The following is a 13,353-nucleotide window of genomic DNA, read 5'->3' on the forward strand; positions in this document are numbered from 1 at the left end:
TTTTTGAAGCCAAGGTTGAATCGAGTTTCCGGGCTACTATGTCTGCCATTCTAGGGATGTTTGCTGCCTCTCGCCACTATCACGTGATAGAATCATGCGTTTAGCGGGTAGAGTTAGTGAAATTGTGAATCTTTTTGTGACAGGTGGCACCGGCTTTGTTGGTCGTCAGATTGTGGATACAGCAACGTTAGTCGGCTGGTTTAGCATCTTTCAATCAAGGTCGAAAAACGAAAATGCGAACTCTTTTGTTATGCCAAAGATTGATTCAGAGTCTGACTGGTCTTTGGTTTTAAACGAAGTCGACGTAGTTGTCCACTGTGCAGCCAGAGTACATCAGATGAACGAAAGTTTGACGCCAGAAGATACGTTAAAAGCCTATATAGAAACAAATACTCTCGGTACGCTGAACCTGGCTAGGCAAGCAGCAGCCGCAGGTGTGAAACGCTTTGTTTTTATCAGTTCTATTAAGGTAAACGGTGAGTGTACTCTAGAGAATGATGCTTTCAACATTTCTGCTCAGCCTTCCCCGTGTGACCCTTATGGGGTGAGCAAACACGAAGCAGAAGTTGGTCTTAGGGAAATAGCTAAAGAGACGGGCATGGAGGTTGTTATTATCCGTCCTCCATTAGTCTACGGTCCAGGCGTTAAAGCTAACTTTTTAGCGATGATGAATCTTGTGCAAAAACGCATCCCTTTGCCTTTTGGTGCGATTCGAAATCTCCGAAGCTTGGTATACATAGAGAACCTTGTATCTTTAGTTATCCTATGTTGTGAGCATCCAAACGCTGCAAATAAAACTTTTCTTGTTTCAGACAACGACGATGTATCTACCACACGGATGCTGAACGAGATTGCAAAGGGGATGGGAAGAAAAAGCCTACTTATCCCAATTCCGCAGAAATCCATTGAGTTTGCCGCCAAGCTTTTGGGTAAATCTCACATCGCTGATAGGGTTTGTGGCAATCTACAATTAGACATATCGGACACAATGAATACGCTATCGTGGAAGCCTCCCTTCAGCTTTGAGCAGGGAATTCAAAGAACTGTTAGCGCCTATTTGTCGAGTAAATAGATAAGTGAAAACGTATCATGCTTAGAGTTATCGATTTTTTTTCAGCATTGGTAGGCCTTTTGTTCCTTTGGCCTTTATTGTTAGCCGTCACTGTTCTTGGTTATTTCGACACCAAATCCCCCATCTTTCGCCAAGTCCGAGTCGGTAAAAACCAAAAACCATTTACCTTGATCAAATTCCGTACGATGTCACCTGACACTAAGTCAGTGGCAACGCATTTAGCCAGCCAGTCATCAGTGACAAAATTTGGCGCGTTTCTACGTAAGACAAAACTTGATGAACTCCCTCAGTTGGTCAATGTGCTAAAAGGTGAGATGAGTTTGGTTGGCCCTCGACCTTGTTTGTTTAATCAGAAGGAGCTTATTGAGGCGCGTGAAAAGAACGGTGTGTTTGATGTACTCCCAGGCATTACAGGGCTTGCACAGGTAAACGCGATTGATATGTCGACGCCGAATGAATTAGCAAACTGGGATAAGCGAATGATTGAAAGTATGTCTTTAAAAAACTACTTTACCTACATCATTCAAACCGCGACAGGAAGCGGGGCTGGTGACAGGATAAAAAATAGCTAGTCACAAAAAAGGCGCTCATACGTACGAGCGCCTTTTTTAATTCGGTCGACGAAATTACGAGTGAAACTGCTCACACGCCAACAGCGTATTCTCAATCAGCGTCGCAACGGTCATTGGTCCAACGCCACCAGGTACAGGCGTAATATGCGTCGCTTTTTCTTTTGCTACGTCATATTCCACGTCACCGACCAACTTGCCGTTGTCTAGGCGGTTAATGCCCACATCAATAACCACTGCACCCGGTTTGATCCAATCTCCCGGGATGAAGTTTGGTTTTCCTACCGCAACAACCAATAAATCAGCCTGTCGAACATGATGCTCTAGATCTTTGGTAAAACGATGACACGTTGTTGTTGTACAGCCAGCTAAAAGCAGTTCCATCGTCATTGGGCGGCCAACAATGTTTGAAGCGCCCACCACCACTGCATGCATACCACGTACGGGAATGTTGTAACGATCAAGCAGCGTAATGATGCCTTTTGGGGTACAAGAGCGGAGTTTTGGCATGCGTTGGCAAAGACGGCCAACGTTATAAGGGTGGAAACCGTCTACATCTTTCTCTGGGCTAATGCGTTCAAGGACATTGGTGGAGTCCATCTGGGCTGGCAATGGCAATTGTACGAGAATCCCATCGATTTCTGGGTCATTGTTTAACTCGTCAATGAGCGCCAGCAAGTCTGATTCACTCGTGCTCGAAGGTAGGTCGTAGGATTTCGAAATAAAGCCAACTTCTTCACATACACGACGTTTGCTACCAACATATACTTGTGAGGCTGGATCGTCTCCGACGAGAACGACTGCAAGCCCTGGTGCTCGTAGCCCCGCAGATTTACGCGCTTCGACGCGAGCTGCAACTTCTAATCGAACCGTTTGGGAAATAAGCTTTCCATCAATAATTTGAGCGGCCATTGTGTTCCTTTGGCATTACGAGAGCAGGAAAATTTGGCGTATTTTGACAAAAAAAATGTGATATGGCTATAGCGCAAACGTTTGCTATTTGTTTGCGCTATGAAATAGTCGGCTCAGATCATTGTTGGTGAGTTATATCAAGGGTGAGGGTTAAACGTAGGTGTTGTATTGGTGAAAAAGTCACCAGCCAGAGAGGGAACATCAGCAATAAGAGTATCCATATCTAGGCCGTAGTGATTTTCAATTGAATCGGCTATCCAGTCTTTAATATGAAGGGTGGAAACGAATACGCTAGTTCGCTCATTCCCTAACTCTCGTCCATCTAGCAGTTTGAAGCTAGAGCCTGACATGCCAGATATGATGCCGACTAGCTCACCTTTATCGTTGAACGTTCCGCCACCACTCATGCCTGATTGAATGGGCGCATCCATAATGCTCGCAGGGCAATTGGCAAAGAGACTGCTATCGACAAAATTCACATCTAAATAATATTTCCCTTCACCAACGATCGATTTTCCCGAAAAGCCAATCCCGTAAGTCTTCACGTTATCATTTGCTGAGACCCTACCTAACGGCGCGAGTCGCTTATTTCGATTGTCTTCTTTTATTATGGCGACATCACAACTTGGGTGGTACGCAACTACAGTGCTGTAATCAAGTTTAGCGACGTGTTTAGCCGTTAGGCTTAGGTCTTCGGTTAATGGAACACTTGAACCATGTCCACCTAGTATAAAAGGAATGCCAATAGGGAGGTAATTAATGCTTGGTGCGTTCGTTTCATTCGCGTACTCAGTCGGGCCGTTAATTAAAATACAACCTGTGAGTAAATGCATAGAAATGACGATGGCAAAAATCGAGCGCAGTGTTCGTAACATAAATTTCTCCCTCAACGCTGACGTAGGAACAAAAATCGCGTCAACATTTCTAGCGTAGGGAGTGAAAGTTATAACGTACAAGTTTCTATAAATAATTTACTCAATAAATTATTAAGTGATTGATTTATAAGTATTATTATTAACCCTTTACACCGTGTGGTTGTTAAAAAAGTCGGATGGGAGACGTTTTTTCAAGTTTGTATATTTATCGATGCAGAATTAAGTGACAAAATAATCAATAGAGGGGTTTATATAATAAGATATGTTTGAATATGAACTTAATGGAATGGTATGCGAATAGATAATTAATTAACAAAAATAATATACATTCAAAATAAAACAGTCATATAAGAAGCAAGTAAGTGTAGGTATAAGCGCAGGATGAGGGGTAGCGTCAATTTTATTGCGGATCTAGTACGGTAATTGGTTACGCTGTAGAAAGGTTGTATTTATAGTTAGACAGAAAGAATGTTACTTCCTGTCTAACCTTTTAATGGCGTTGTAGTCTGCGTGTTTAGATATCTACAGTTGCCGTGTCTTCGACTCCGCCAGCGCCGCTGCGACGATTGCGTTTGGTCGATATCAGCATAAAGATGAGCGTTGCGGTAAAGCACACAGCAAAGTAAATCATCAACCCTTCTTGCGCGCCCATCACTTCACCAGCGACCACTGGGCCAATAACTGAACCAACACTGTAGCTCAACAGCATTAGCTCGGCAGCTGCAACAATTTGAGATTCAGAAACCTTTTTACACGCCAATGTGATTGCAACAGGGTAAAGCGCAAAAGCAGAAGCACCCAACAAAAATAGGCCTGTCATTAGTCCGCCAGTGACTGTCGCGATTTCAATCATCGCGATAGACAACAGACCTGTGAAACAAAACGCAGCCATTAAGAGCGCTTTTTCAACACGTGCATTTAGCCAACTCACCAATGGCTGAACAGCCATCCCACCTAGAATCACCACGGCCATGAGTGAGCCAACTTGCTCTTGGCTGTATTTGCTTTCCAGCTCCAACGGCAACAAACCATAGATAGAACCCAAAACTAACCCAGATACGATGCAGCCGATATACGCTGCAGAAGGTAAGTTTTTCATCTCACCTAGCTTAATACTTGAGTGTGCCATTGCTTTAGGTTGGCCTTTGCGTACAACCAGTGGTGGCAAAATTGCAGCAAACATCAGTACCGCAACAACCATCATAGGTAACACACCAGAAGTGCCAAAAAGGCCGATACCTAGCTGTCCAAGTGCAGAACCGCCGTAAAGTGATGCCATGTAAAGGCCAAGACGCTTTGCACGTGCTTTTTCTGTGTCTGCCATCAGCAACCACGACTCGATAACAACAAAGACACCAGCAACAGCAACACCAGCAACAAAACGAGCGCTAAGCCAAAGTGATGGCTGCGAGAACACTGCCATCGCACTAACGGTCGCAACAATGACCAAAAGAAAAAGCACAAGAGCATTTCTATGACCCAGACGACCGACGATTTTTGCACTGATCAACGCACCGCCTAGCAAGCCTGCATAGAAAACGCTGGCAAGCCAAGATGCGAGATCTAACGACATACCTCTTTCTACCAGCGCCAGAGGTATAAGGCTCATCAGGAAACCTGATGCGATGGCAAATAGGCTTAGGCTAATAACAGGCACAAGCGGGCTGTTGCCTTCAGCCCTGATCACTGGGTTCTGTTGCAATGCTTTTCTCAAATATAAAAGAGGTGAATGAAAAAACCTGTCCGAAGGGGACAGGTTTTAGAATCTGTTTGAGGCTCTCTACACCAGGGTGGGTAGGGTGGAACCTACAGTAAATTGCTTACTTTCGTCGCGATTATTATTTCGCCAGTTCGAAACGTAAAGTGAGAATATTTACTCTTCACGATAAAAAAAATCGATTGGAATGGTTATGCAAATAACCTGCGATTAATCCACTATTTCGGCATGTTTTTCTGTCTTTTTGCGTTTTTCTTTCCAATGTTTATGCACGCCTTTACGAAGTGCTGAAAACGTCGTTTCAACTTTATCGATACCCACAAGGACAAAGAGCACAAAAGCACAAAGCAGTAGCGCTTGGCGACCATAATCAAACGCGATAATCATGCCCAATCCAGCCATTAGCCATACGACAGCTGCCGAGGTGACACCTTGGATTTGACCATCTCTTGCCATCATCACGCCGGCGCCAAGAAAACCAACCCCTGTAACGATTTGTCCAAGCACACGCGCATGGTCGAGAGAGTTGTCTGAAAGCGAAATGGCAAGACGCATAAACACATACGTACCCAACACAATGAGAATGGCTGTGCGTATCCCTACGGGTTTCCCCCTCAGTTGACGCTCAATACCCAAAAGCCAACCACAGATGGCACATAACAAAACGCCCTCCCAACTGAAAGGTGTAATGTCCCAAAACGCTGTCATGCTAAAAGTTCCTGATTGTGTAAATAGAGATAGGTTCATGGTGTATTCAAAAATCGCGGGATAAACGGGGCGAACTATCTGCTTGAAGAAGGAAAAGCTCAAGTAATCTTGCGATGAAAAGTTTTTATAGAGTCCGCGATCAATTTTTATCACGCCTATTCTTACGTTTTGTTTAAAATTGAACGGGCGGGTGACGCTTTATTCGCCGTTTGGTCATGAAGTGTAAGGAAAACCGTTGACGAGAGGCTTTGTCTCCTTATAATCCCGCTTGCACTCGCACGTTGTGTGGGCGATGCGCCCTTAGCTCAGCTGGATAGAGCAACGACCTTCTAAGTCGTGGGTCACAGGTTCGAATCCTGTAGGGCGCGCCATCAATTTCAAAAAAGGCCAGAGATCTTCATCTCTGGCCTTTTTGCTTTTCCACCTGTCTGAAATCCCCCTGATGTTGTGCGCAAGTGGCAATCATGTTGCTCCCGACTTGAACAATTGCATGATTGCATCCATTTCGTCAGTGGTTAGCAGAGGGCTTTCTTCGACAGAAATACGGGGTGCTTCGCTTATCCTTCGATTGCTAGAAAGGATGTCTTTCAGCATTTTTTGTTCGTCTAGGCTTAATTGTGTGACGAATTGCTTCAATGATTGGAAGCTTTGATGATCTTCTTTCATCGGCGAATCCTATTTCTATGCTAACCATCATAACGGAAAGAGTAAGCGTGAGTTGTTGGGTTTCGTTGCACGTTATATCCCCGAAATTTCATGAGGATACGCAACTTAACCACCATGCAATGGCGAAAAAGTAACCTGTTTCAACGAGGGGGTCTGGGATGGAAATCACATGAGTGGCTAATAATGTAGATATCAATGCCTAATTAAATTTCTGGCTGCTATCTGGAATATGGGGAGAACCTGTAAAATACGCCCTTCGAATTATCACTCTAATACGGTCTTATTTACGCTTTGGGTTTAACGTTGTTCGCCAACCTTCTACTACGAGGTGAGCGTCTGCATAACATGCATTATCACGGCTGAAATCGTTAAAGCGTGGAGAAGAAAAACGCAAAAATAGTATCACTTTTTTTTCTGTCCCCCTTGAAAGTTCATTTCTAGTCCCAATCTCACAGAAACATCATGAATCATAGAGCCCGTCTCGACTCATAAGGTTGGTGTCGCTATAATGGCGCGTCTTAAAATCCAGCCTCTATGTAATAGGGCAAACAGATACTTCGCGTTTGAACGCAATGTATCCCGTTTCACAGGCGTTATGGCGAAAAATCGCTGTAACACGAAAGGATGCTACCGGGAAAACACCGGGCAACATCACTCAGTCACCTGAGTAAGTTTTGAGGTTATAAATACAATGCAAGTTACCGTTGAAACCACAGAAGGCCTAGAGCGCCACCTGACTATCACTGTTCCAGCAGCAAACATCGAAGACGCTGTGACTGCAGAACTACGCAACATTGCTAAAAATCGTCGTTTCGATGGTTTCCGTAAAGGTAAAGTGCCTTTGAAGATGGTTTCACGTATGTACGGCAAAGCAGTACGTAACGACGTGATGGGTGAAGTGATGCAGCGTCATTTCATCGAAGCAATCATCAAAGAGAAAGTAAACCCAGCGGGTGCACCAACATTTACACCAGTAGATGTTGAAGAAGGTAAAGACCTAGTATTCAAAGCATCTTTTGAAGTTTACCCAGAAATCGCACTGAAAGATCTAGACAAAGTTGAAGTGGTTAAGCCACAAGCTGAAGTAAAAGATGAAGACGTTGCTGAAATGATCGAAACGCTTCGCAAGCAGCAAGCTTCTTGGTCTGACGTTGAAGCTGCAGCTGTTGCTGATAGCCGTGTAACTATCGACTTCACTGGCTTTATCGATGGCGAAGAGTTCGAAGGCGGTAAAGCAGAAGGCTTCGCGCTGGTTATGGGTCAAAACCGTATGATCCCTGGTTTCGAAGACGGCATCGTTGGTAAGAAAGCGGGTGACGAATTCACTATCGAAGTGAACTTCCCTGAAGACTACCACGCAGAAAACCTAAAAGGTAAAGCGGCGAAATTTGACATCAAACTAAGCAAAGTTGAAGCGCAAGAGCTTCCTGAGCTGACTGATGAGTTCGTTGCTCGTTTCGGTGTTGAAGAAGGCGGCGTTGACGGTCTTAAAACAGAAGTGCGCAAGAACATGGAACGCGAACTGAAGCAAGCTGTTAAAAACCGCATCAAAGAGCAAGTGATTGATGGTCTTGTTGAGCAAAACGACATCGACGTACCTGCTGCGCTGATCGATCAAGAAGTTGAAGTGCTGCGTAAGCAAGCTGTTCAGCGTTTCGGTGGCAACATGGAAAACGCACCAGAGCTTCCACGTGAATTGTTCGAAGAGCAAGCGAAACGTCGCGTAGTTGTTGGCCTTCTTCTTGGTGAAGTCATCAAATCTGAAGAGCTAAAAGCTGACGAAGAGCGCGTTAAAGCACTTATCGCAGAAATGGCTTCAGCATACGAAGATCCATCAGAAGTTGTTGCTTACTACGAGCAAGACCAACGCTTGATGGAAAACATGCGTAACGTTGCACTTGAAGAACAAGCTATCGACGCATTGCTAGCTAAAGCACAAGTTTCTGAAAAAGAGCAAGCTTTCTCTGAGCTAATGAACCCAGCTCAAGCTTAAGTGCTAGAATTGTTGAGTGGACAATTGACTTAGAATTCACTCTTCTGATAACAATGGTCCGTATGAAGTTAATTCATCCGGGCCATTTATTTTAGGGAAATAACACTATGAGCTTTCAAGAAAAAAACGGAATGCCTTCAATCATGGATGCGCTGGTACCGATGGTGGTCGAACAAACCTCTCGTGGTGAACGTTCTTATGACATCTATTCCCGCCTGCTGAAAGAGCGTGTGATTTTTTTGACCGGTCAAGTTGAAGACCACATGGCGAATTTGGTGGTTGCACAGCTGCTGTTTCTCGAATCAGAAAATCCAGAAAAAGATATCTTCCTGTACATCAACTCACCTGGCGGTTCAGTTACTGCAGGTATGTCAATCTACGACACCATGCAATACATCAAGCCAGATGTAAGCACTGTGTGTATGGGACAAGCGTGTTCAATGGGTGCATTCCTATTGGCGGGCGGAGCGAAAGGTAAGCGTTACTGCCTACCAAACTCTCGCGTTATGATTCACCAACCACTTGGCGGTTTCCAAGGCCAAGCATCAGACATCCAAATCCATGCGCAAGAAATTCTGACCATCAAGCAAAAGCTAAACACCTTGCTGGCAGAACACACAGGGCAACCGTTAGAAGTGATTGAGCGCGATACTGATCGTGATAACTTCATGGCAGCGCAAGATGCAACGGATTATGGTCTGGTTGATGCAGTTTTAAATAAACGCGATTAATTTTTAATTCTGAGACAGTTAGAGTCGATTGATACTGACTGTCTTGGAATAGAGTCTCTAACACTTCGGAAATTTCCGACGAGTTGATGTAGACTCAGATCATGGCAAACATGGGCAAATGCCTAAAGAGGTTAGCGAATGACAGACAAGCGAAAAGACGGTGGCAGCGGAAAGTTGCTGTACTGCTCTTTCTGCGGCAAAAGCCAGCATGAAGTACGCAAGTTAATTGCTGGACCTTCTGTTTATATCTGCGATGAGTGTGTTGACCTATGTAACGACATCATTCGTGAAGAAATAAAAGAGGTCATGCCGAAGCGCGACAGTAACGAACTTCCAACTCCTATGGAAATTCGTGCACACCTTGATGATTACGTAATTGGTCAAGATAAAGCCAAAAAAGTGCTTTCAGTAGCGGTATATAACCACTACAAGCGCCTGAGAAATGGCGATACCAATGCGGAAGGCGTTGAGCTTGGTAAAAGTAATATCCTGCTAATCGGTCCAACCGGTAGCGGTAAAACACTGCTTGCAGAAACACTGGCGCGTTTTCTGGATGTGCCGTTCACCATGGCAGATGCAACCACATTGACCGAAGCCGGTTATGTAGGTGAAGACGTCGAGAACATCATCCAGAAACTGCTTCAGAAGTGTGATTACGATGTTGCGAAGGCCGAGCGCGGTATCGTGTACATCGATGAGATTGATAAAATCTCACGCAAATCAGACAACCCATCGATCACCCGTGACGTTTCGGGCGAAGGTGTTCAACAAGCATTGTTGAAATTGGTAGAAGGTACGATTGCTTCTGTTCCGCCACAAGGTGGTCGCAAGCACCCACAGCAAGAGTTTTTGCAGGTAGATACCTCTAAGATCCTCTTTATCTGTGGTGGAGCGTTTGCAGGCCTAGACAAAGTGGTTGATCAGCGCGTCGCAAAAGGTAGCGGCATTGGTTTCGGCGCAGAAGTGCGTTCGAAAGATCAAGAAGCGACCTTGAGTGACCTGTTCAGCAAAGTCGAACCAGAAGATCTCGTTAAATACGGCCTGATCCCTGAATTTATTGGTCGTCTTCCAGTGAGCGCTATTTTGGGCGAGCTTGATGAAGATGCACTTGTCCAAATTCTTCGCGAGCCGAAGAATGCCCTGACCAAGCAGTACGCTGCACTGTTGGAGCTTGACGGTGTTGAACTTGAATTCAGAGACGATGCGTTAACGGCGATCGCACACAAAGCGATGGAGCGTAAAACAGGTGCTCGTGGTCTGCGTTCAATCGTTGAAGCTGTGCTGTTGGATACGATGTACGATTTACCATCGAACAAAGATGTCACGAAAGTGGTTATCGACGAATCGGTGATAAAAGGTGAATCCGACCCACTGTTGATCTATGAAGCAACAGAAAATCAGGCAGCAGGTGCTGAATAACACCTTCCTACCATAAGGTTAAATTGCGTATTTAACCAACAAATTATAAGAAAAAAGGGGGCAATCGCTCCCTTTTTTATTTTCTGCTGCACATGTCGTTGAATACTGACATTCTATCCCCATATACTCTTTAATATCTAAAACGGAAGAGAGAACAATATGAACTTGGAGCGTTCCGAGCGCATTGAAATTCCGGTCCTGCCTTTGCGTGACGTGGTTGTTTATCCCCATATGGTTATTCCACTGTTTGTTGGAAGGGATAAATCGATCCGTTGCCTTGAAGCAGCGATGGACAACGATAAGCAGATTCTATTGGTCGCACAGAAAGATGCCGCCACTGATGACCCTGCTATCGAAGACCTCTATGAAGTGGGTACTGTTGCCTCGATATTGCAGTTGTTGAAACTGCCTGACGGCACCGTGAAGGTACTTGTTGAGGGACTTCAACGCGCAGAAATTAAAAAATTCCGTGAAGATGACTTCTTCATTGCTGATGCTCAGTATATGCAAACGCCAGAGATGGATGAGCGTGAGCAAGAAGTATTGGTTCGCACGGCAATCAGTCAGTTTGAAGGTTTTATCAAACTGAACAAAAAAATCCCGCCAGAAGTACTGACATCGCTAAATGGTATTGATGAGGCTGCTCGTCTCGCAGATACCATTGCTGCGCACATGCCGCTTAAGCTGCATGATAAACAGCAAGTGTTAGAAATCATCGATATCGCCGACCGTCTCGAATTCCTCATGACCATGATGGAATCGGAAATCGATTTGCTACAGGTTGAGAAACGTATTCGCAGCCGTGTTAAGAAGCAGATGGAAAAGAGTCAGCGCGAGTATTACTTGAACGAGCAAATGAAAGCTATCCAGAAAGAACTGGGTGAGCTGGATGATGCGCCTGATGAATTTGAAAGCCTGAAGCTGAAGATCGAAGAATCGAAAATGCCTCAGGAAGCCAAAGAGAAAACCGAGCAAGAACTTCAGAAGCTGAAGATGATGTCACCGATGTCAGCAGAAGCCACAGTGGTTCGCAGCTATATCGACTGGATGGTCAGCGTGCCATGGTCGAAGCGCTCGAAAGTGAAAAAAGATTTGGCGAAAGCGGAAGAAATCCTCAATGCGGACCATTACGGGCTTGAGCGCGTAAAAGAGCGCATTTTGGAATACCTCGCCGTACAGAACCGTGTTAACAAGCTGAAAGGCCCAATTCTGTGTCTTGTCGGTCCTCCTGGTGTGGGTAAAACCTCGTTGGGTCAGTCCATTGCAAAAGCAACAGGCCGTAAGTACACCCGTATGGCGCTGGGTGGCGTGCGTGACGAAGCGGAAATCCGCGGTCACCGTCGTACCTACATCGGCTCTCTACCGGGCAAGCTTGTTCAAAAAATGGCAAAAGTTGGCGTGAAGAACCCGCTATTCTTGCTTGATGAAATCGACAAAATGTCCTCTGACATGCGTGGTGACCCGTCATCTGCTTTGCTAGAAGTGCTTGATCCAGAACAAAATAACGCGTTCAACGATCACTACCTCGAAGTAGATTATGATCTGTCTGATGTGATGTTCGTGGCGACCTCAAACTCCATGAATATTCCAGGTCCATTGCTAGACCGTATGGAAGTAATTCGTCTTTCGGGTTACACCGAAGATGAAAAACTCAACATCGCTAAGCAACACTTGGTTGATAAGCAAGTGAAGCGCAATGGTTTGAAACCAAGCGAAGTGAGCATTGAAGATTCAGCGATCATTGGCATTATTCGCTATTACACACGTGAAGCGGGTGTGCGTAGCCTTGAGCGCGAGATTTCTAAACTGTGCCGTAAAGCAGTGAAAGAAATCTTACTTAACAAAGACCTGAAATCCATCACCATCAATCAGGACAACCTGAAAGATTACTTAGGTGTGCAGCGCTATGACTTTGGTAAAGCAGACGAAAGCAACCGCATCGGCCAAGTAACAGGCTTAGCGTGGACGTCTGTGGGCGGCGATTTGCTGACCATTGAAACAGAATCAATGCCAGGTAAAGGCAAGCTGACGCAAACCGGTTCGCTGGGCGATGTGATGCAAGAGTCTATTCAGGCTGCAATGACGGTGGTGCGTACCCGTGCTGAAAAGCTAGGTATTAATAACGACTTCTATGAGAAGCGTGATATCCACGTCCACGTTCCTGAAGGTGCGACACCGAAAGATGGCCCAAGTGCGGGTATTGCAATGTGTACTGCGTTGGTTTCGAGCCTTACAGGTAACCCTGTGCGCGCTGATGTTGCAATGACGGGTGAAATCACACTCCGTGGTGAGGTCTTGCCGATCGGTGGTTTGAAAGAGAAATTGCTTGCAGCTCATCGCGGCGGCATTAAAACGGTCGTCATTCCGAAAGAGAACGAACGTGATCTGGAAGAGATCCCTGATAATGTAAAAGCAGACTTAGACATCCACGCTGTGCGCTGGATCGATGAAGTACTGACGCTAGCTTTACAGGACAATCCTCTCGGAATAGAGCTTGTCACGCCGAAAAAGAGTGACGTGCAGCAAAATTAAGCAACGTAAAGGGCTGACAGCCAGCAAAAGGCTTGTCAGCTTTTTTTTTGAGGGCTAACTTAATGGAAACGCTGCAAGCCCTTAATTCATAACAGCTACAGCGTTTTGATAGAAATATTTAAATAAATTTGATGGGTAAAAACACCTATCACCGCAAAA

The 13,353-nt window shown here is 45.2% G+C and carries 11 protein-coding genes and 1 tRNA gene; 7 read left to right on the top strand and 5 right to left on the bottom strand.

The window, feature by feature from the left end; genetic code table 11:
- Positions 1–94: 94 nt before the first annotated feature.
- Together EQP46_RS07820 and EQP46_RS07825 are read left to right on the top strand one after the other, a co-directional pair.
- On the top strand, positions 95–1,072 hold the full coding sequence (locus EQP46_RS07820) for a UDP-glucose 4-epimerase family protein (protein ID WP_129493112.1): 978 nt from the start codon (positions 95–97) through the stop codon (positions 1,070–1,072).
- Between the two features lie 17 nt (positions 1,073–1,089).
- A complete protein-coding gene (locus EQP46_RS07825) occupies positions 1,090–1,644 on the top strand; it encodes a sugar transferase (protein ID WP_129493113.1) in 555 nt (184 codons plus the stop codon).
- Positions 1,645–1,698: 54 nt separating this feature from the next.
- On the opposite strand, the gene folD is transcribed toward EQP46_RS07825, so the two are convergent.
- The 4 genes from folD to EQP46_RS07845 all read right to left on the bottom strand — a co-directional run bounded on the left by folD (position 1,699) and on the right by EQP46_RS07845 (position 5,853).
- Positions 1,699–2,553, bottom strand: a complete 855-nt coding sequence (folD, locus tag EQP46_RS07830) for a bifunctional methylenetetrahydrofolate dehydrogenase/methenyltetrahydrofolate cyclohydrolase FolD (RefSeq protein ID WP_129493114.1) — start codon at positions 2,551–2,553, stop codon at positions 1,699–1,701.
- 137 nt (positions 2,554–2,690) lie between these two features.
- Positions 2,691–3,428 (bottom strand): S1 family peptidase, encoded by a 738-nt coding sequence (locus EQP46_RS07835; RefSeq protein WP_129493115.1) that lies wholly within the window; start codon positions 3,426–3,428, stop codon positions 2,691–2,693.
- A 514-nt stretch (positions 3,429–3,942) separates the two neighbouring features.
- Entirely contained in the window at positions 3,943–5,130 is a 1,188-nt protein-coding gene (locus EQP46_RS07840) for an MFS transporter (protein WP_129493116.1), read from the bottom strand.
- Positions 5,131–5,355: 225 nt separating this feature from the next.
- Positions 5,356–5,853 (bottom strand): MgtC/SapB family protein, encoded by a 498-nt coding sequence (locus tag EQP46_RS07845; RefSeq protein ID WP_129493117.1) that lies wholly within the window; start codon positions 5,851–5,853, stop codon positions 5,356–5,358.
- 294 nt (positions 5,854–6,147) lie between these two features.
- Here EQP46_RS07845 and EQP46_RS07850 point away from each other — a divergent pair.
- Positions 6,148–6,224 (top strand) — tRNA-Arg (locus EQP46_RS07850).
- Between the two features lie 91 nt (positions 6,225–6,315).
- On the opposite strand, the gene EQP46_RS07855 is transcribed toward EQP46_RS07850, so the two are convergent.
- The gene (locus tag EQP46_RS07855) at positions 6,316–6,519 is read right to left on the bottom strand and encodes a hypothetical protein (protein ID WP_129493118.1); all 204 of its coding nucleotides are present in this window, start codon (positions 6,517–6,519) and stop codon (positions 6,316–6,318) included.
- Between the two features lie 691 nt (positions 6,520–7,210).
- Between EQP46_RS07855 and tig the strand changes: the two genes are divergently transcribed.
- The 4 genes from tig (at position 7,211) to lon (ending at position 13,194) form a co-directional block, all read left to right on the top strand.
- Positions 7,211–8,512, top strand: a complete 1,302-nt coding sequence (gene tig / locus EQP46_RS07860; RefSeq protein WP_129493119.1) for a trigger factor — start codon at positions 7,211–7,213, stop codon at positions 8,510–8,512.
- Positions 8,513–8,619: 107 nt separating this feature from the next.
- Positions 8,620–9,243: an ATP-dependent Clp endopeptidase proteolytic subunit ClpP gene (gene clpP / locus EQP46_RS07865; protein ID WP_017008461.1), complete on the top strand. Its 624-nt coding sequence runs from the start codon at positions 8,620–8,622 to the stop codon at positions 9,241–9,243.
- A gap of 138 nt (positions 9,244–9,381) precedes the next feature.
- The gene (clpX, locus tag EQP46_RS07870) at positions 9,382–10,662 is read left to right on the top strand and encodes an ATP-dependent protease ATP-binding subunit ClpX (RefSeq protein ID WP_129493120.1); all 1,281 of its coding nucleotides are present in this window, start codon (positions 9,382–9,384) and stop codon (positions 10,660–10,662) included.
- 159 nt (positions 10,663–10,821) lie between these two features.
- Positions 10,822–13,194 (top strand): endopeptidase La, encoded by a 2,373-nt coding sequence (lon, locus tag EQP46_RS07875; protein ID WP_129493121.1) that lies wholly within the window; start codon positions 10,822–10,824, stop codon positions 13,192–13,194.
- Positions 13,195–13,353 lie beyond the last annotated feature (159 nt).

It is taken from the genome of Enterovibrio baiacu, from assembly GCF_004120195.1.
GTDB classification, from domain to species: Bacteria; Pseudomonadota; Gammaproteobacteria; order Enterobacterales; family Vibrionaceae; genus Enterovibrio; species Enterovibrio baiacui.